The organism is Symplocastrum torsivum (assembly GCF_059505465.1).
In genome coordinates, this window is the sequence record NZ_JCACKQ010000113.1 from 83,882 (window position 1) to 101,461 (window position 17,580).

Here is a 17,580-nt window from a genome sequence, read left to right on the forward strand (position 1 = left end):
AAAACATGAGTGGACTAGGCGGTTTAAATAAGTCACCCGATGGTGTCGTTATCGGTTTAGTGCAATTGCAACTACCGAACGTGGTTACGCCTGACGACTTAGCCGCACAATGCGATCGCATTTGCACCTTAGTTGCCAAAGCAAGACGCAATCTCCCAACAATGGATTTAGTCGTCTTCCCAGAATATGCCTTACACGGTCTGTCGATGGACACCAATCCAGAAATCATGTGTCGCATAGATGGAGTAGAAGTCCAGGCATTCCAAAAAGCTTGCCGAGATAACCAAATCTGGGGCTGTTTCTCAATCATGGAGTACAATCCTCACGGCAACCCCTACAACAGCGGCATCATCATTGATGACAAAGGCGAACTAAAACTCTACTACCGCAAACTCCATCCTTGGGTACCCGTAGAACCGTGGGAACCCGGTAATCTCGGCATCCCTGTCTGCGAAGGACCGAACGGCAGCACCCTAGCCCTAATCATCTGCCACGACGGAATGTTTCCAGAAATGGCACGAGAATGTGCCTACAAAGGCGCAGACATCATGCTCCGCACAGCAGGCTACACCGCACCCATCCGTCATAGCTGGAAAATCACCAACCAAACCAACGCCTTCTGCAACTTAATGTACACCGCTTCCGTATGTATGTGCGGCACTGACGGCACCTTCGACTCAATGGGTGAAGGTATGATTGTCAACTTCGACGGCACCCCAATCGTCACAGGTAGCAGTCGCCCCAATGAAATCATCACAGCAGAAATCCGACCCAAACTAGTCCAAGAAGCACGGCATCTCTGGAGCGTAGAAAACAACATATACCAATTTGGTCACCGAGGTTACGTCGCCGTCAAAGGAGGCGCTCAAGACTGCCCCTATACATACATGAAAGATTTAGTCAATGGCTGCTACCGACTACCTTGGGAAGACCAAGTAGCTCACACCGACGGCACCTCCTGCGGCTTCCCAGCACCCACAAGAGACTACCAAGGAGAAGAACTCCCGACGAGCGATCGCGTATCAAATGCGATCGGCTGACATCTAACCTGAAAATAGGTGGTAGGTGTTAGGGGAGAGGGATTTTCATTGCAATGTTTATGTACTCCTCTTCCCCAACCTCACCCACATTCCCCAACCCTTGCAATAACCCAAAAAATCTTCTATTCACCCGCGAAAACACCTTGTGCAGGGGGTCTGGAGGAGGCACTCCGTCCCCCAGTGGGGGGGTTTGGGGGGGGACCTCCCCCCAATCCGGGTTTTTCCCAGAAACCACAAATACCAACAAACCATTGGAAAGCAAGGTAGTTAAACCTTACCTAAAACTTATTCACTACCTACAGAGGTCAACTATGGGATGTTTCATTGAAGCCGAACCTTATCCTTACCCCTACAACGGAGACTTACGTCCAGAAAACACAGTCCTGCTAATCATCGACATGCAAGTCGATTTCTGCGGACACGGTGGCTATGTTGACAAAATGGGTTACGACCTCTCCCTAACTCGCGCCCCCATCGAACCAATCCAGCGAGTACTAGAAATAGCAAGAGCAAAAGGCTTCCCCATAATCCACACCCGCGAAGGACACCGCCCCGATCTCTCCGACTTGCCAGAAAACAAACAATGGCGATCGCGTCAAATCGGAGCAGGCATTGGCGACCCCGGCTCCTGCGGCAAAATCCTAGTACGCGGTGAAATGGGCTGGGAAATCATCCCCGAACTCGCCCCCCTCCCCGGAGAAATCATCATCGACAAACCTGGAAAAGGCTCATTCTACGCCACAGACTTAGACCTAATCCTAAAGAGGAAAAGCATCCAAAACATCATCCTGACTGGTGTTACAACCGATGTCTGCGTCCACACCACCATGCGCGATGCCAACGATAGAGGCTACGAATGCCTACTGCTATCCGACTGCACCGCCGCAACCGACTACGGCAACTACCTCGCCGCCCTCAAAATGATCAAAATGCAAGGAGGTGTTTTTGGAGCTGTTGCCGACTCAAACGCCTTTATTGAAGCAGTTCATAGCTCTCAGCCATCAGCAGTCGGCACTCAGCTAGCTTCGAGTCGCCCATGAGCAGAAGTCAGACGTTCTCCACCTTACAACAATAGTTTTGAACTGTTAGTTATTAGTGACCAAAAAGCAGAACCAACAAACAACAAACAACAAACTACTGACAACCAGATGAACACCATAACAGCCAGCACTCCTATACAGATAGATAAGCCATTAGAACTAGAAGTGGTGAACATGACCAAGCAATTTGGTACCTTTACCGCCTTAGATAATGTGTCAATGACACTGAAGCCAGGAACCTTTCACGCCTTACTTGGAGAAAATGGAGCCGGTAAAAGTACCTTAGTGAAGTGCATCATGGGTTTCTACACCCCTACCTCAGGTCAGGTGCTGATTGATAAACAAGTACGCACCATCAATAGTCCTCGTGATGCTCACCAGTACGGCATCGGCATGGTTTACCAACACTTTACCTCAGTTCCAGCGATGACCGTGGCAGAAAATCTTGTGCTGTCTCGCTTCGATAGCCCCAATCTAATCAACTGGAAACAAGAATACGAGCAGTTAAATGCCTTCATGCAAACCGCTCCTTTTCAAGTTCCTCTAGATGTCCCGATCGCACAATTAGCCGCAGGGCAAAAGCAAAAGCTAGAAATCCTTAAACAAATTTATCTCAAAGTCCGCATTTTAATTCTGGATGAACCAACTTCTGTCCTTACCCCACAAGAAGCAGATGAAGTCTTAGGCTTACTTCGTCAAGAAGTAACGGCTGGAAAGTTGAGTGTATTAATCATCAGCCACAAATTTCGGGAAGTGATGGCATTTTGTGATGAAATTACCGTACTACGAAAGGGCAAGTTTGCAGGTCGTGATTTGGTGAAAGATCTCACCGTCTCAGACATGTCTGAGATGATGATGGGAGAGAAACGAGAGCCAAAACAGGTTGAAAAAACTAAACTCAAAGCCACAACTCCTGTCCTAGAAATTCAAAGTATTCATGCCGACAAAGACAATGGTTTAGAGGCTGTTTCCGGCGTAAACCTGACCGTCCACAGTGGTGAAATTGTTGGTATTGCAGGTATTTCTGGTAATGGTCAACGGGAACTGGTTGAAGTACTAGCCGGCCAACGTCCGGCAACAGCAGGACAGATGTTGGTTAATGGTGAAGTATATACTGCAACGCGATCGCAAATGTATCGCCATCGCATTTTCGCATTACCAGAGGAACCCCTACGCAACGCCTGTGTCGCGCACATGAGTGTTGCTGAAAACATGGCACTGCGGACATTTGACCGTCCCCCCCAAGCCAAAGGATTGCTACTGATGTTCCAGGCAATGCGACAGATGGCTCAAGGTTTGATTGCTCGATTTTCAGTGAAAACGCCTTCAACAGAAACACCAATTGGCAACCTTTCGGGAGGCAATGTGCAACGTGCTGTCCTAGCACGAGAACTCTCTGCCGAGTACATTCAGCTATTGATTGCAGCTAACCCTTGCTTTGGTCTAGATTTTGCGGCGGTAGAGTTCATTCACACTCAGATTGTTGAAGCACGAAACCGAGGCGTTGCCGTATTACTTGTAAGCGAAGATTTGGATGAATTGCTGAAACTCGCTGACCGGATTTTAGTCATTAGCGATGGCAAGTTTGTTTATGAAAGTGCGACAAGTAATGCTGATTTTGCCACGATTGGACGCAGTATGGCAGGACACTAATGCAACAAGTTTTAATTCTCAAAGACTTACTCAATATCGCAGTACGGCAAGATGAATTATCCTGGGAACCTTTCCGTATAGGGGTTGATATCTACCGACTCTATAAAGATGGAGAAAAAGGTGCAGCCGCTGCATTATTACGCTATAAACCCGGAGCAAGTGTTCCCCAACATGACCATATCGGTTTTGAACACATCTTTATTTTGTCTGGTTCACAAACTGATCAAAACGGTGAACACCAAGTAGGAACCCTTGTAATTAACCCACCAAGTAGTAATCACAAGGTTATTAGCAAAGACGGTTGTATTGTCCTAGCAATTTGGGAAAAACCGATTTCCATCACCAGTTGTGAAACCACCAACAACCAAGAACCAACAACCAACAACTAAAATGACGATCCCCCCTAGCCCCCCTTAAAAAGGAGGGAACCGAGCTGTTCAAAGTCCCCCTTTTTAAGGGGGATTTAGGGGGATCGAACACTCTTTGATACTTCTTAGATATCCTTTAACCACAACAATGGCTTCAATCTCTGCTCAACCCTATAGTTATGAACTCCCTCTTAATGGGGGTTTAGCGTTAATCATCATTGATATGCAGCGAGATTTTCTCGAAGCAGGAGGCTTTGGCGATGCTTTGGGCAATGATGTAACGCGACTCCAGGCAATTGTTCCAACTCTCAAGCAGTTGTTAAAAGCCTTTCGGGCTAAACAACTCCCAATTTTTCACACGATTGAATGCCATCAACCTGATTTATCCGATTGTCCACCGTCAAAGCGGAATCGAGGGCAAAGCGCCCTGAAAATTGGGGATACAGGGCCAATGGGAAGGATTTTAGTTTTTGGCGAACCGGGGAATGGAATCATTCCAGAATTAGAACCCCTACCTGGTGAAACAGTAATTACTAAACCAGGGAAAGGTGCCTTTTACCAGACAAATTTAGAAGCCTTGCTACACAAACAGGGAATCACTCACCTGTTGGTAACGGGAGTAACAACAGAAGTTTGTGTTCAGACTACTATGCGGGAGGCAAATGATCGCGGTTTTGAGTGCCTTATGGTTGAAGATGCAACTGAAAGCTATTTTCCAGAATTTAAACAATCGACACTGGCAATGATGACTGCTCAAGGCGGGATTATCGGTTGGACGGCACCTGCGGCAAATGTTCTACAAGCACTAGAAGTCTTAAGAGTTGTTGGTTGTTAGTTTACCTGAGTCAGGAGAAATGGCTGAACTAAAGCCACCCTACGCATGAGGGTGGCGAGGCGCAAATTGCAAAAATTGTATTTACTTTGAACGACTTGAATTCCTACTGGTTTCGCTTGCACGGGCAGAGTTGGGGCTAAGTTCTAAAAGTGAGCTAGTGGATCAGATTGGGCGTAGGGTTCTTATTGTTTCTCCTAATCCAGCAGCTAAGGACAATATAGAGGAGCCAGCACAGAGAGTAGATTAGCGATCGCCCGAACAACAGTTAGACTTCTCCAAAAGGGCAGCTTTTATGTAATCAGGCAAATAATTAAGAAGCTGAGCGATCGCTTCTGGGGAAAGATGTTGAGTGCTGAGGGTGTGAGTCATGATTCTCTGGAAATCTTTGCTGCTCGATTTTACATTGAGCGATCGAACTCCCATCCATATCCGCGATCGCCCTTCGACTCAGAGGATAGACGATCGCATTCAACAGCCATTGTGCACAGGATTTGCGACAAAAACGAGACGACAGCCAGTTGAATTCTATGTACTATATTTAGCCTTGATAAAAGTCTTTAACCCGTTAGGGGACAAACCTCAGTCGGGACTAGACTTTTGATTGTCATTCCTCTAAACTACGTTAAATCGGTAGGAATAGGTGATTAACTGAGGAAAATGCTAAAAGCGTGAGCAATCAACCGAGCGGTACTGGGTAAGTTACTCCCACTCGATTACAACAGGCGGCGCAAGAAGGATTTAAGTCAAATGTCACTGAAGTTAGGCGAAAAATAGAAACCGTAGTAGCGTGGCAAGCTAAAAATGTTGGGTCAACCAAAGACTAAAAACCCAAATTTATGACCCTTCTCAGATTTTTTCTACCCAGTAAATTAAGCTTGCCACGCTAGTAGGTTGGGTTAAGCGATAGCGCAATCCAACCTACAAAGGTGTCAATGTGACTTAAGGGGAGTGCCATTCGATTGAAGTCAGTGCTGAATCTTCGCTATTTAACCGATTTAAGTCTTTGGCATTTAAACCCATCACTCAGTTTTTTTAGGAGGAAAAGCATGAGAAAGAAATCCATCAAAGGAAAATTTATTAGGACAAAGGCAAAGTTTTTGGTACTTCTTGCCTCATTGTTAGCGATCGCAATACCACTGCTACCGTTTTCACCAACAGCCGCTCAGACTTCACCTAAAATTCAATTTGTCTCGCCAGACTGGGTTACCGCTAATGCCAATGACCCCAATCTTCGTATCCTTGATGTCCGAATTAATCCATTTGACTACTTCATTGGACACATTCCCAACGCAGTTCACCTCGCTGAAAATACCCTGCGGGGACCGAATGGTGTTCTTCCCGTGCAGTATTGGCAACCAGAGAAAATAGTGCAGACATTATTCCAAGCTGGAGTGACAGACAATAGTCGCGTATTAATCTACTCCGATGGGCGAGATGTCTTAGGTGCAACAATGGTCGCCTACGCTCTAGAACGATTGGGACATACAAAGGAGGTAGCAGTACTCGATGGTGGCTTTGCAGGGTATGAAGCCAGTCAACCTGTAACCAAAGAATTTCCTAACTACAAGCAAGGGAAACTAACGCTACGAGATAACAGTTCGATTCGGGTAACTCTAAATGAAGTGAAAAGCTTGATTGGCAAACCTGGAGTCACCTTCATCGACCCCAGACCGCCAAAGGTATTCCAGGGTGAGGAAAATATTTGGGTACGCAACGGGCATATTCCAGGTGCAAAAAATATTCCTTGGCCTACCTTTACCGTCGGAAACGCAGCTACCGATGAAGGTAATTTTCACCAGTTGAAACCCTTAAGCGAAATTCAGAAGCTGTTAACTGACCGAAGGATTACTCCAGACCAAGACATCATTGTGACGTGCAGCACGGGACGCGAAGCAACGCTACAATATGTCGTCCTTAAACACTTGCTAGGTTATCCCAAAGTGAGAATCTACGAAGGTTCGTGGACTGAGTATAGTTCTCAGCCGGACTTACCAGTAGCGACTGGTCCAGAAAAGGCTGCATAGCAACAAAATGCTATTTACGAGCAGTTTGTCGGTCAGATAAGTTGTTGTGCATTTAAATTGCAGTTTGGAATCGCTAAAAGGCTTAGCTCTATCGGTTCGCACGATTTTGGCTTTAGACTTGCTCAATACCCTCCTCCGCTATATCAAAAGTAGCTGGTGGAGGATTTGTTTCCTTCATCAGTTAACCTCTAATTGCCTGAAGTATTTGGAACCCATGGAGGTCTTTAACCATGAAACTCAGTATTTTATCAATCGTGGGACTACTAACCGCGTTCAGTTTAGTTACCTCCGTTATCGCTGAAAGTGCGAATCCGGAGAGTATTGTTAGTTGCGGTCCAACTCCGAGTCCTGATCGCAAACCGCCAAATCCAGACCAACCCACTACCTAAGCCAATGGCTATTCAATGTGCCTGGTGAGAGGCAGGAGACGCAGGATGAGAGGATTATGCAATGGCTAGACCCTCCTCTCACAAACCATCTAAGTAAAAGGCGATCGCTTCTTTTTAAGCAATTGCTCTTGAAAATCTCGTGTACATTAAAGAGCTATTTGTCGCGTTTAAATACTTGTTGTCCCGGTCAAACCCTCGTACAGCAAAGGCTTTAGCCTTGACACTAGCTGCTTAAATTAGACAAAAATCTCTTCTTTGTAGTACAAGCATACTACAAAAATACTACAAATTTTATTTACTCAGTCTTATATGCGGATGAAAGGACTTGAACCTTCACACCTTGCGGTACTAGAACCTAAATCTAGCGCGTCTGCCAATTCCGCCACATCCGCGAACATCGCCTTGGCTATCATAGCAAAAACTTGAGCATTATATGAACTTAAGTCAAAAGACGACAACGCCCTGCTTAAACGCTGCCGTCCTGGTTAATCAAGCTTAGGTTCTCACAATCGAAGACCTGCTTAGGTTTGAGGAGGCATAATCACTTTATCAACAGCGTGGATAACACCATTGCTTGCCTCAATATCTGGCTGAGTCACTGTCGCATCGTTCACTTTAACGGCACTACTGGCGCTATCCACCTGAACATTGACGGGTGTTCCCTGAACAGTGCCTACTTCTCCAGGCTTGATTTGGCTAGAAGTTACTTTACCCGGTACCACATGGTAAGTCAGAAGCTGCACCAACTGTTCTTTGTTTTCCGGCTTCAACAAGTTGTCTACTACCCCATCTGGCAAAGCTTCAAACGCAGCATCAGTTGGAGCAAAGACTGTATAAGGCCCTTGTGCTGATAGCGTTTCCGTTAAATCTGCGGCTTCAACGGCTTTGGTGAACGTTTTAAAGGAATCATTGGTAGATGCTAACTCTACAATTGTTCCGCTCGCTGCGGCATCAGGAGAGGCTGTAACGGCTGGACTATTTGCAGGAGGTACCTCAGGAGCTTCAGCAACAGGTGATTGGCTGACATTAGCCTCTGGTGTATTTTGGCTACAAGCAGATAACGCAGCGACACTGCTCAAACTCACAAGTCCAACGAGAACGATCTTGGAAATACCGTTGATACGTTTCATATGGGATTCTGGGGTGCAGATAATGTTAAGAACTTTTAACAACCCTAACTACTTCTTAACATTAATGCCCTCAGCCTTCCGGAGGGCGATCGCTTCTACCCCCAGACAGACACAGAACGATCGCTTTCTCATTAAGTGATCGCCTAAAGTCTATTTCTTCATAATGCTCAACAGCTAAAAGCTTCCTGCTTCACCCCATCAGCAGGGACTCACCACCATCAATCCACATTTCTGTTCCCGTGATGTGGCTAGAAGCATCCGAGGCTAAAAATAACACTAGCTGTGCTACTTGTTCAGATGAACCCGGTTTACCGTCCGTTAGCGGAATTTTTCCTTCAGGAAATTCCACAGGTTCGCGAATCTCGTCTAAATCTCGTTGCTCGGTGCTTTCTTCAATATTCGTTGTAATTGCTCCTGGGCAAACAACGTTAACACGGACGCGGTGTTCTGCAAGTTCCAGAGCAACCATTTTGGTAAAGGCTACCTGAGCCGCTTTGGTACAGGAATAAGCAGTAGCCCCCGTATTGCTGAAGATGCGCGTACCGTTGACGGACGATGTCACAATAACTGAGCCACCCTGTTTTTTCAGATAAGGTACGGCATACTTGACAGTCAAAAATGTTCCTTTGAGATTGACGTTGATTGTCTTGTCCCACTCATCAGGTTCCAGTTCCTCCAAAGGTGCCCAAACGCCATTAATTCCAGCGTTGGCAAACACAATATCAAGACGCCCCCATTGATTCACAATCTTTTGAACCGCTTGTTGCATCTCATCAGGCTGTGAGATATCAGCCCCTACTGGAATGGCTTCTCCACCAGCATCTTTTATCTGAGTAACGGTTTCTTGGAGTTCATCCTCAGTTCTACCCAGCGCCGCAATTTTTGCCCCTTCTTTCGCCAGCAGCAGTGCGGCTGCTTTGCCAATGCCGGAACCGGCACCCGTGATCAACGCGACTCTTTCTGCCAGTTGCATCGGCTTTTTCTCCTTCGATTCTCTAACCTGATGGTTAAACATCGAGAGAGGCTGAACATCCCTCTTGTGAGGGAAGTCTGGAGGTGTCGCGTTTAGAGTGTGTATACTCAACTACTGGCTGTAGCAAGAGCCTTATCGTGCTAGTTCCTCACTCCATATAAACGGTGTCAAACGGGAGTAGAGTCTCAAGTCTTGCAATAAAATCAAAAAGTTTTAAAGAGTCTAGCCATGTCATTCCACGAACAGAACATCGAAGCCTTTATTCAGTTGTTGAAAAATCAGCGATCGCTTTTTTCGGCTCAACATCGGGCAAGCCTGGATAAACTTGCCGCTACTCTTCCCGATGATGAAGAAAAGATATCAGAAGCGATCGCTTCTTGGTACGAGCAACACCCAAAAATTCTTGACGCTCAGCTAGATACCCTCAATACCCTGCTTACTAACGAAATCAACGTCAGTAGAGCGATTGCTAGAACAGACTCCAGCGCTAGCGACGAAGAGGAAAATTACCGAAAAAAGCTGATTGACGCGATTAAAACAAGTGCCAGATAAAACCAAATAAGTCTGCCTAGGCAGACTTACTTCCATCGAACAGCGACTCAACGAATTAAAGTATTCGCTATACCTCGACTTTTACACCTTTCCAGAAAGCGATATAGCCTTCAATGTTCTTCGCCTTGTCTTTTGCCGTTGGGTAATACCAGGCAGCATCCTTGTTCTGTTGCCCATCTACTTCAATGGTGTAATAACTGGCTTGTCCTTTCCAAGGACAGCTAGTGTGGGTACTGCTTTCTTGAAAATACTGCTTGTTGATCGAGTCGGGTGGGAAATATTGGTTACCTTCCACGACTTCGCACTTGTCGCTCTCGGCGAGAACTGCACCATTCCAGATTGCTTTTGGCATTGTTACTTTACTTAATAAACTTTCTAACTACTATTATGAGGCGATAAGTACGAGTAAAACTTAGTCGTGAGCTTATGGATATTTTAATTGTTGAGGATGAACCAGAAATCGCCAAGCTCATCCAGCTAGCTTTAGAAAGAGAAGGGTTTTCCTGCCACTGGTGTCGTGATGGACTAGAAGCCTTGCAGGCGTTTGGGAAGCAGCAACCCGATGTCATTATTTTGGATTTGATGCTTCCTGGTTTAGATGGTTTGGAGCTATGTGCGAGAATTCGTCAAAAACCAGGTGCAAAAGACCCCTATATTTTGATGCTGACCGCTAGAGGGGAGGAAATTGACCGTGTAATCGGTTTATCGACTGGTGCGGATGATTACATGGTCAAACCGTTTAGCCCGACAGAACTGGTTGCGAGAGTTCGGGCACTACTACGGCGTAGTCTACGACATGGCGGACAGCATCTGGTTTACCAGACTCAACATTTTGCTGTTGATGTAGATCAACGCATTGCGACACGCCAACTCGATGCTGGCAAGTCAGAAGCCTTAGACTTAACAACGCTAGAATTTAACCTCCTAGCAACGTTTATCAGTCAGCCAGGTCGTGTCTGGAACCGGACTCAGCTCATCGATAAACTTTGGGGTAATGACTTTTTTGGGGATGAACGGGTGGTAGATACGCATGTGGCACGGTTACGGAAAAAAATAGAGCCTGACCCAGCTAATCCAACATTTGTAAAGACAGTTATCGGTGTCGGCTATAAGTTTGAAGATGTAGCTGTTGCTTAAAGCGATGAGTAAGACTGGTTTACGTAAAACGAAGTCTTTGCCCCTGGTATCACGCCTCTTCCTCTCTCATCTCCTAGTCATGATGGTGGCAGTGAGTTCTCTTGTGATCATTGGCAAGTTGTCTTCCCCGCGTTTCTTTGTTTTGCATCTGCAACAACTCGAAGGTAGAGGGGTTACTTTACGCTATGCCCGTACCAATTTAATAAAAGGGTTTGAAACCGCTTGGAATCGCAGCACGTTCTGGGCAGTGATTGCGGGTGGCACAGCGGCGGGTGGACTCAGTTATTGGGTTTCTAAACGGATTGTGCAACCTTTGACTCAGATTGAGCAAATTACTCAAAGGTTTGCCGCAGGACATTTGGATGAACGACTGCCGCCGAGTGAAATTCCCGAAATCAATCAACTGACGACCAGTTTTAACCGTATGGCAGTCAGTTTAGAAGATGTGGAACATAGACGTAGAGAACTAGTAAGTGACCTCACTCATGAATTGCGAACTCCGTTAACTGTTCTTCGTGGTTATCTAGAAGAACTTGCAGATGCCCGGATTGAGCCAACCCCAGGGGTTTATCAGCAACTAGCAAAAGAAACTAGACGCTTAGAACGCTTAATCAATGATTTGCAGGAACTTTCCAAGGCAGAAGCTGGCTATCTACCGATTCATTTGCAAGCGGTTAACTTGCGTCCGTTGTTGGAGTCGCTAGTACAAAAATTTTCTGACCAGTTGCTAGAAGATGGGCCATTATTACGATTGGAATGTCCTGACCAACTACCGAGTGTACTCGCTGACCCTGATCGTGTAGAACAGGTTCTGGTTAATCTTATTGGTAATGCCCTAACTTACACCAAAACAGGCTCGATTACTGTTCGGGCTTGGACAGAAGCTGAAGGAGCAACTAGCCGCTTACCTCAACTGTGGATTGCGGTGACGGACACGGGAATTGGGATCGCCGCCCAAGATTTGCCCCATGTTTTTGAGCGTTTCTGGCGTGCTGAAAAGTCTCGAAATCAGCACACTGGAGGCACTGGTATTGGTCTTGCAATTTCTCAACGCTTGGTTGAACTGCAAGGTGGGCAGCTTGAAGTCGAAAGTCAACTAGGTATAGGCAGTACATTTCGGTTTTACTTGCCTTTGGCGTAAGTTGACTGGATTGGGATAACGACAAGTGAGTACCATAAACATTTGCTGTACCAAATATTTGCTTATTTTCTCTCCCTATTCTTGCCAAGCCGCATCGCTGTAAAATGAGGCAGCAAGCTGTTGTTTCTGATCTTCTGATAACCAAGATGACTCTATTCCATGAATAATCAGCATTCGGATATCATGGCGAGAAAAGCCTAGTTTTTCTTCTAGTAGTTGATACTCTTGGGCTAAGGAGTTATTAAACATTTTTGGGTCATCGGTATTGATAGTTACGACGATACCCTGCTCAAAATAGCGTTTTACTGGGTGCGCTTCCAGAGATGAGACTACCCCAGTTCTTAGATTAGAAAGGGGACACATCTCTAGGGGAATTTGGTGTTCAGCTAAGTAGTCAAGCAGAGACTCATCTTCCTCAGCGCGAGTTCCATGTCCGATGCGATCGCATTGTAAACTGCGGATAGCTCCCCAAATACTCTCAGCTCCTGCTACTTCTCCTGCATGGACACTGGTACAAAAGCCGAGATGACGTGCCTTATCGTACACTTGGGCAAATGGTTCTGGTGGATACTCATGTTCTGAACCGCCAATCCCAATCCCAATAACGCCCAAGCTCTTGATCTCACTGACTTCTGCCAGGGTCACAGTTGCTCTCTCTGGTCCAAAATCTCGAATCAAATCGGCTACTAATGCCACTTCAATGCCTGGAACTTGAGTAAGTCCTTTCCGGATGGCTTCAGTTAACTCCTGGGTTTTTAAGCCATGCCGAGCAAAGTCACCTGGGGAATAAAAGGCTTCTACATAGCGAATATTTTGCTGCTCTAGGTCTTGTGCAATGGCTTTTGCAATAAAGGTAAAGTCTTCGTACTCTCGGAGAAACTGGTTTTTCCAAAGCCAAGTGTCAATAAAGTGAGGAAAATCGCGGTATTTAAACCGTTGTTGGAGTGCTTCAAGGGTTGAAACTGATGGGTCACCTCCATATTTTTGTACAAGTTCCCACAAGGCTTCATGGGGAATTGCTCCCTCTAAGTGTAGGTGCAATTCAACTTTCGGGACTTGCTCAAACCAGGTCTTTCCTGAACGTAAAGCCATATTAGTAGCTTGATTCATCTTAAAAGTGTAAGCATTTCTACTGACTTGGAGTAACAATAAAGTTTTACTCTGTAGTCGCGTCAAGATAAGCACTAAGAAGAAAAGCTATCATAAGCCAGAGCGTTGCCGTTTTAGCAAGTCGATAATATCTTTTCAATAATTTAATAAGCCAATGTGCATTCAAATTGCATATAGGAATAAGCCTAACTGCTTGCTACTCCTAAGACGAGGGAAAAAGCGATCGCATATACCAAGGACTGACATTGAAATACGGATAATTCACCCAGTCCCGCTCCACAAATAGGCTGGAAACTCGACAAGATTTAAAACTCAAGACTGACCATCACGACGCCCCAGTTCATAGACACCACACCCCATACAGGCAAGGATACCCATACTAATTGCCCAGCTACGACCTAGACTCAGTTCAACGCCCCAGTTACACAAGCTACCAATAAGTAAAAAAGGCACAATACTCAATAGTGATGCGTATAAAGCATTTTGTGCTTCTCTACCCTTACGAGTTTTCTCAAATTCCTCCACTGAGGTATAGAGCAATCGTTCAGCAAAGTTAAACCAACGATTGAGTTGCTCCATCACCCACTGGGTCAAGGACGAGAAGCTTAAATACAGTGCCAGCGACCATAAGGACGCACCTGCGATCGCACTAGCATCTAGATCGAATCGGAACGGGAATAGTTGAGTCAGCATCGGTTGAGGGACAGGCTCAGTTGCAGTAGATTGAAGCCTATTCAGGCATCTTAACAAAACTACAGGATTCTGAATACTTACAAAGTCTCAAACCTGTCTAAGAGTAGAAATTGAACACTTAGCAAACCTTTAATAGGGTGTTGACAGAGCAACACTCTAGAGTATGATCTTGCGAAGAATTAAATTTGTGTGAGCAAAAAATTCACGAAACAAACTCTTACTACTCAAAACACAGTAGAGGGTGTGAACGATTGCTTGGGTGTCAGCTACTGAACCATAGCCACCACCAATCATAAGAGTGAACAAATGCAGCAAGCGTCTAAACCCCAATGGCATCCAAATCACAAGAGGTTACTTCTAAGCCTTCTATTTTTGCTAGGGCTGACTATGAGCAGTTTTATTACGCTAGGAGGGGTAAGGCACGAATCGGTGAGTGCCTCAGAAGCTAAGTCAGTTCAGGCAGCAAACTCCAATTCCTGGAAAGGAGCTTCCTTTCCTGTAGAAAATTTTCAAGGCTACACCTCTGGTTTCGGCTACCGTCGCTCGGCTACAGGCGGTTCTGGTAGGGAATTTCATCGAGGCTTAGACATGGCAGCGCCAGACGGAAGTTACATCCGCAACTGGTGGACGGGTCAAGTTGTAGAAGTTTCTGATAATACGCTGTGCGGCACTTCAATCAAAATCCAGTCAGGAGAGTGGACACACATCTACTGCCACATGAAAGGACACGTTGAAGGAGGGTCAAGTGGTCGTTACTTCATTGACCGTACTGGTGGTATTCAAATCTGGGAAGGTCAACAAATACTAGTTGGCGCAAGAATTGGTCGAGTTGGGATGACAGGTCGTACTACTGGACCTCATCTACATTGGGGTCTAAAGTACGCTGACCAATATATAGACCCAGCGACTGTGCTTCGGGCAATGTACACTGACCAAGGGAGCGCTGGGAACGTTTCCAGCAACATGCAACAGCGAGACTAAACAGAAAGCGGCGGGAAACTCCTGCCTTCTACGAAGGTGAGGAATAGCCGTCCGCCGCTTTGTTATTTGTTCTTTGCTCTTTGTTGTTTGTTAAAGAATACGAATAACCAATAACCAACAACAAATAACGCTTTGATCCACGTCCTTGCTGACAAGGGATGAGTTAACCAGAAACGACTAACTTTTCCCCTTGTAACTGGCTTTGCTCATTCATGATTTCCAGCAACTGGTCACCGTCAATTGTTTCTTTCTCAATCAACAGCTCAACTAATTGGTCAATGACAACGCGATTGTCACGGATGATTTGACGAGCTTTGTCATGGCAGTGTTCAACAATTGTGTGGACTTGGGCATCAATCCGGGCAGAGATTTCCTCTGAGTATTCCGCCGACCTCGACATGAAGCCGCCCCCCAGAAAGACTTCTCCTCCTTGTGTTTCTAGGGACAGAGGGCCTAAGTCACTCATGCCAAAGCGCGTCACCATTTGCCGTGCCAAAGACGTTATGGTTTGCAAGTCACCACCAGCACCTGTTGTCACTTCGGCATCGCCAAACACTTCTTCCTCTGCTGCTCTACCCCCTAAGGCGGCAGTGATACGCGCTAGTAGCTGGGCACGGGAAACTAACCCCTGTTCTTCATTGGGAGTAAACCAGGTAAGACCACGGGCTTGTCCACGAGGAATTAGAGTGACCTTTTGTACAGGGTCATGTTGGGGTAGCAAGGTGCCAATGACAGCATGTCCGACTTCGTGGTAGGCAATCAAGCGCTTGCTCTTGCTGTCCACTAAGGGGGTGCCTTCCATCCCTGCGACAACGCGGTCAACAGCGTCGTTAATCTCCAACATGGTGATCGCATCTTTGCGACGTCGGGCGGTGAGGATTGCCGCTTCGTTGAGTAGGTTGGCAAGGTCTGCACCTGTAAATCCAGGAGTACGCCGTGCGATCGCTTCTAGGGAAACTTCTGGGGCAATCTTTTTATTACGAGCGTGGACTTCCAGGATTCCCTGCCGTCCTTTGAGGTCAGGCGCATCGACCATCACTTGCCGATCAAAGCGTCCTGGACGCAACAGGGCGGAATCAAGAACATCAGGACGGTTAGTCGCTGCGATGATGATAATCCCGGTATTCCCTTCAAATCCGTCCATCTCCGTGAGCAACTGGTTCAGGGTTTGCTCTCTTTCATCGTTCCCTCCACCGATACCTGCACCACGCTGTCTACCAACTGCGTCAATTTCATCAATGAAGATGAGGCAGGGAGCATTTTCTTTGGCTTTCTTGAACAAGTCACGGACGCGGGAGGCACCAACACCAACGAACATTTCAACGAATTCTGATCCGGAGATACTGAAGAAAGGCACTCCAGCTTCACCTGCGATCGCTTTTGCCAGGAGAGTTTTTCCCGTACCCGGAGGCCCAACTAAAAGGACACCTTTAGGGATTTTTGCTCCAACAGCCGTGAAACGTTCCGGTTGTTTGAGGAAGGTAACCACTTCTTGCAGTTCTTCTTTGGCTTCTTCGATTCCGGCAACATCATTGAAAATTACGCCAGTTTTCGCTTCCATTTGGAACCGTGCGCGGGATTTGCCGAAATTTAAAGCTTGTCCTGAGCTATTGCTAGAACGCCGCAGGATCATCATTAATCCTGCAAGTAACAATAAGAGCAAAAATAAATTCGCAACAAGCCCCAACGCAGCAGAGTTATCTGCCGTAGGCTCTACATCAAATTCAACCTTGTTGTTGCGGAGTCTCTCAATTAGCTCAGAATTTTGCTCCAGCAAAACCACTTCTTGTGGAGCGTCACTCTCTTTCTGCCCCACTAGCTTGACTTTAGCAACCCTTGTCGCTGGGTCAATTTCTACTCTAGTAACTTCACCCGCATCAACCTTTTGCAACAACTGCCCATAGCTGAGAGACTTCTGCTCAGTCTGCTGCGCTTGAACTGGAGTACCTAGCATTACTCCTTGAAAAATCAGCAAACTGGCGGCAAGACGCCAGAAGTTGCGTGGCGCGACTTTTGGCTTCTGTTGCTTCGAGACAAGCGCCTGCGTCTCTCCTTCCTTTCTCAAATCACTGGTTGGTTGGTTTCCCATCCATGCCCTCATCCAGGAACTGTTTTTCATTTTTCATTTCCTTGTGCGTCCTGCCTTGACTCAACTCTTATTTAAAGCGCGTTACGCTCCGATCGCCTGACGTGGAGTTGAACTATCTAGTTTCTAGTGTAACTTTCTCAATTCTTGCCGTAGCTTTCCATCCGGCAATGGATTGATTTGTGATACTAATCCCAAGTTTTAAGGTCAAGGGTAATTTTAATTTTGTTGACTGTTCGTTCACGCTTGCTGACAACACATGGGGTTGTTATGGGTGAGGAAGCAACGTTTGCCAAGTTTTTGCAAAACCTGTTATATTAAGTGTAGTCGTAATGAGTACGCCTTACTTGCATGATTATTCCTCAAGCCTCATCTATGGGGAAAGCAGGAACCAACTGACTAAAGTTAAGCCAAAGTATTTTTGCTGT

The 17,580-nt window shown here is 46.2% G+C and carries 19 protein-coding genes and 1 tRNA gene; 12 read left to right on the forward strand and 8 right to left on the reverse strand.

Features of this window, described 5'->3' with window-relative positions:
• Nucleotides 1-5 precede the first annotated feature (5 nt).
• From AC5JL3_RS26735 to AC5JL3_RS26755, 5 genes are all read left to right on the forward strand, one after another.
• Nucleotides 6-1,040 (forward strand): formamidase, encoded by a 1,035-nt coding sequence (locus AC5JL3_RS26735; RefSeq protein ID WP_496077365.1) that lies wholly within the window; start codon nt 6-8, stop codon nt 1,038-1,040.
• Nucleotides 1,041-1,351: 311 nt separating this feature from the next.
• The gene (gene biuH, locus AC5JL3_RS26740; protein ID WP_496077366.1) at nt 1,352-2,080 is read left to right on the forward strand and encodes a biuret amidohydrolase; all 729 of its coding nucleotides are present in this window, start codon (nt 1,352-1,354) and stop codon (nt 2,078-2,080) included.
• Nucleotides 2,081-2,188: 108 nt separating this feature from the next.
• Complete coding sequence (locus AC5JL3_RS26745) at nt 2,189-3,733, forward strand: ABC transporter ATP-binding protein (RefSeq protein ID WP_496077367.1); 1,545 nt, start codon at nt 2,189-2,191, stop codon at nt 3,731-3,733.
• Entirely contained in the window at nt 3,733-4,122 is a 390-nt protein-coding gene (locus tag AC5JL3_RS26750; RefSeq protein ID WP_496077368.1) for a cupin domain-containing protein, read from the forward strand. The genes AC5JL3_RS26745 and AC5JL3_RS26750 overlap by 1 nt, the downstream gene beginning before the upstream one ends.
• 127 nt (nt 4,123-4,249) lie before the next feature.
• A complete protein-coding gene (locus tag AC5JL3_RS26755) occupies nt 4,250-4,936 on the forward strand; it encodes a cysteine hydrolase family protein (RefSeq protein ID WP_496077369.1) in 687 nt (228 codons plus the stop codon).
• Between the two features lie 243 nt (nt 4,937-5,179).
• Here the strand turns inward: AC5JL3_RS26755 and AC5JL3_RS26760 are convergent, their stop codons facing one another.
• Entirely contained in the window at nt 5,180-5,305 is a 126-nt protein-coding gene (locus AC5JL3_RS26760; protein ID WP_496077370.1) for a hypothetical protein, read from the reverse strand.
• Here AC5JL3_RS26760 and AC5JL3_RS26765 point away from each other — a divergent pair.
• The 3 genes from AC5JL3_RS26765 (at nt 5,304) to AC5JL3_RS26775 (ending at nt 7,349) form a co-directional block, all read left to right on the forward strand.
• Nucleotides 5,304-5,537, forward strand: a complete 234-nt coding sequence (locus tag AC5JL3_RS26765; protein ID WP_496077371.1) for a hypothetical protein — start codon at nt 5,304-5,306, stop codon at nt 5,535-5,537. The genes AC5JL3_RS26760 and AC5JL3_RS26765 overlap by 2 nt on opposite strands.
• A 445-nt stretch (nt 5,538-5,982) precedes the next feature.
• Entirely contained in the window at nt 5,983-6,960 is a 978-nt protein-coding gene (locus tag AC5JL3_RS26770; RefSeq protein ID WP_496077372.1) for a sulfurtransferase, read from the forward strand.
• Nucleotides 6,961-7,190: 230 nt separating this feature from the next.
• Nucleotides 7,191-7,349 carry a hypothetical protein gene (locus tag AC5JL3_RS26775; RefSeq protein WP_192222610.1) on the forward strand — a complete coding sequence of 53 codons (159 nt, stop codon included), beginning with the start codon at nt 7,191-7,193 and terminating at the stop codon, nt 7,347-7,349.
• A 310-nt stretch (nt 7,350-7,659) separates the two neighbouring features.
• On the opposite strand, the gene AC5JL3_RS26780 is transcribed toward AC5JL3_RS26775, so the two are convergent.
• From AC5JL3_RS26780 to AC5JL3_RS26790, 3 genes are all read right to left on the reverse strand, one after another.
• Nucleotides 7,660-7,741 (reverse strand) — tRNA-Leu (locus tag AC5JL3_RS26780).
• A gap of 129 nt (nt 7,742-7,870) precedes the next feature.
• A complete protein-coding gene (locus AC5JL3_RS26785; protein WP_496077373.1) occupies nt 7,871-8,479 on the reverse strand; it encodes a fasciclin domain-containing protein in 609 nt (202 codons plus the stop codon).
• Nucleotides 8,480-8,669: 190 nt separating this feature from the next.
• Nucleotides 8,670-9,452, reverse strand: a complete 783-nt coding sequence (locus AC5JL3_RS26790; protein ID WP_192222757.1) for an SDR family oxidoreductase — start codon at nt 9,450-9,452, stop codon at nt 8,670-8,672.
• 228 nt (nt 9,453-9,680) lie between these two features.
• Between AC5JL3_RS26790 and AC5JL3_RS26795 the strand changes: the two genes are divergently transcribed.
• Complete coding sequence (locus tag AC5JL3_RS26795; protein ID WP_496077374.1) at nt 9,681-10,004, forward strand: hypothetical protein; 324 nt, start codon at nt 9,681-9,683, stop codon at nt 10,002-10,004.
• A 67-nt stretch (nt 10,005-10,071) separates the two neighbouring features.
• On the opposite strand, the gene AC5JL3_RS26800 is transcribed toward AC5JL3_RS26795, so the two are convergent.
• The gene (locus AC5JL3_RS26800; RefSeq protein WP_192222614.1) at nt 10,072-10,356 is read right to left on the reverse strand and encodes a DUF427 domain-containing protein; all 285 of its coding nucleotides are present in this window, start codon (nt 10,354-10,356) and stop codon (nt 10,072-10,074) included.
• Nucleotides 10,357-10,430: 74 nt separating this feature from the next.
• Between AC5JL3_RS26800 and AC5JL3_RS26805 the strand changes: the two genes are divergently transcribed.
• The gene (locus AC5JL3_RS26805) at nt 10,431-11,141 is read left to right on the forward strand and encodes a response regulator (RefSeq protein WP_496077375.1); all 711 of its coding nucleotides are present in this window, start codon (nt 10,431-10,433) and stop codon (nt 11,139-11,141) included.
• A 4-nt stretch (nt 11,142-11,145) separates the two neighbouring features.
• Nucleotides 11,146-12,282 (forward strand): sensor histidine kinase, encoded by a 1,137-nt coding sequence (locus tag AC5JL3_RS26810; protein ID WP_496077376.1) that lies wholly within the window; start codon nt 11,146-11,148, stop codon nt 12,280-12,282.
• A gap of 75 nt (nt 12,283-12,357) precedes the next feature.
• Here AC5JL3_RS26810 and add read toward each other — a convergent pair whose 3' ends face one another.
• Together add and AC5JL3_RS26820 are read right to left on the reverse strand one after the other, a co-directional pair.
• The gene (gene add, locus AC5JL3_RS26815) at nt 12,358-13,392 is read right to left on the reverse strand and encodes an adenosine deaminase (RefSeq protein ID WP_496077377.1); all 1,035 of its coding nucleotides are present in this window, start codon (nt 13,390-13,392) and stop codon (nt 12,358-12,360) included.
• 312 nt (nt 13,393-13,704) lie between these two features.
• Nucleotides 13,705-14,085 (reverse strand): hypothetical protein, encoded by a 381-nt coding sequence (locus AC5JL3_RS26820; RefSeq protein WP_192222619.1) that lies wholly within the window; start codon nt 14,083-14,085, stop codon nt 13,705-13,707.
• Nucleotides 14,086-14,472: 387 nt separating this feature from the next.
• Here AC5JL3_RS26820 and AC5JL3_RS26825 point away from each other — a divergent pair, with 387 nt between their 5' ends.
• Nucleotides 14,473-15,066, forward strand: coding sequence for a M23 family metallopeptidase (locus AC5JL3_RS26825; protein WP_496077378.1), 594 nt, complete (start codon nt 14,473-14,475; stop codon nt 15,064-15,066).
• 163 nt (nt 15,067-15,229) lie between these two features.
• Here the strand turns inward: AC5JL3_RS26825 and ftsH are convergent, their stop codons facing one another.
• Complete coding sequence (gene ftsH, locus AC5JL3_RS26830; RefSeq protein WP_496077379.1) at nt 15,230-17,185, reverse strand: ATP-dependent zinc metalloprotease FtsH; 1,956 nt, start codon at nt 17,183-17,185, stop codon at nt 15,230-15,232.
• Between the last annotated feature and the right edge of the window lie 395 nt (nt 17,186-17,580).

Bases quoted from the DNA above. Each gene is read 5' to 3' on its own strand.
- AC5JL3_RS26810 (WP_496077376.1), top strand. From the start codon at position 11,146: ATGAGTAAGACTGGTTTACGTAAAACGAAGTCTTTGCCCCTGGTATCA.
- AC5JL3_RS26745 (WP_496077367.1), top strand. From the start codon at position 2,189: ATGAACACCATAACAGCCAGCACTCCTATACAGATAGATAAGCCATTA.
- AC5JL3_RS26800 (WP_192222614.1), bottom strand. From the start codon at position 10,356: ATGCCAAAAGCAATCTGGAATGGTGCAGTTCTCGCCGAGAGCGACAAG.
- AC5JL3_RS26790 (WP_192222757.1), bottom strand. From the start codon at position 9,452: ATGCAACTGGCAGAAAGAGTCGCGTTGATCACGGGTGCCGGTTCCGGC.
- AC5JL3_RS26750 (WP_496077368.1), top strand. From the start codon at position 3,733: ATGCAACAAGTTTTAATTCTCAAAGACTTACTCAATATCGCAGTACGG.
- AC5JL3_RS26820 (WP_192222619.1), bottom strand. From the start codon at position 14,085: ATGCTGACTCAACTATTCCCGTTCCGATTCGATCTAGATGCTAGTGCG.
- ftsH (WP_496077379.1), bottom strand. From the start codon at position 17,185: ATGAAAAACAGTTCCTGGATGAGGGCATGGATGGGAAACCAACCAACC.
- AC5JL3_RS26770 (WP_496077372.1), top strand. From the start codon at position 5,983: ATGAGAAAGAAATCCATCAAAGGAAAATTTATTAGGACAAAGGCAAAG.
- AC5JL3_RS26825 (WP_496077378.1), top strand. From the start codon at position 14,473: ATGAGCAGTTTTATTACGCTAGGAGGGGTAAGGCACGAATCGGTGAGT.
- add (WP_496077377.1), bottom strand. From the start codon at position 13,392: ATGAATCAAGCTACTAATATGGCTTTACGTTCAGGAAAGACCTGGTTT.
- AC5JL3_RS26805 (WP_496077375.1), top strand. From the start codon at position 10,431: ATGGATATTTTAATTGTTGAGGATGAACCAGAAATCGCCAAGCTCATC.
- biuH (WP_496077366.1), top strand. From the start codon at position 1,352: ATGGGATGTTTCATTGAAGCCGAACCTTATCCTTACCCCTACAACGGA.
- AC5JL3_RS26795 (WP_496077374.1), top strand. From the start codon at position 9,681: ATGTCATTCCACGAACAGAACATCGAAGCCTTTATTCAGTTGTTGAAA.
- AC5JL3_RS26785 (WP_496077373.1), bottom strand. From the start codon at position 8,479: ATGAAACGTATCAACGGTATTTCCAAGATCGTTCTCGTTGGACTTGTG.
- AC5JL3_RS26775 (WP_192222610.1), top strand. From the start codon at position 7,191: ATGAAACTCAGTATTTTATCAATCGTGGGACTACTAACCGCGTTCAGT.
- AC5JL3_RS26735 (WP_496077365.1), top strand. From the start codon at position 6: ATGAGTGGACTAGGCGGTTTAAATAAGTCACCCGATGGTGTCGTTATC.
- AC5JL3_RS26760 (WP_496077370.1), bottom strand. From the start codon at position 5,305: ATGACTCACACCCTCAGCACTCAACATCTTTCCCCAGAAGCGATCGCT.
- AC5JL3_RS26765 (WP_496077371.1), top strand. From the start codon at position 5,304: ATGATTCTCTGGAAATCTTTGCTGCTCGATTTTACATTGAGCGATCGA.
- AC5JL3_RS26755 (WP_496077369.1), top strand. From the start codon at position 4,250: ATGGCTTCAATCTCTGCTCAACCCTATAGTTATGAACTCCCTCTTAAT.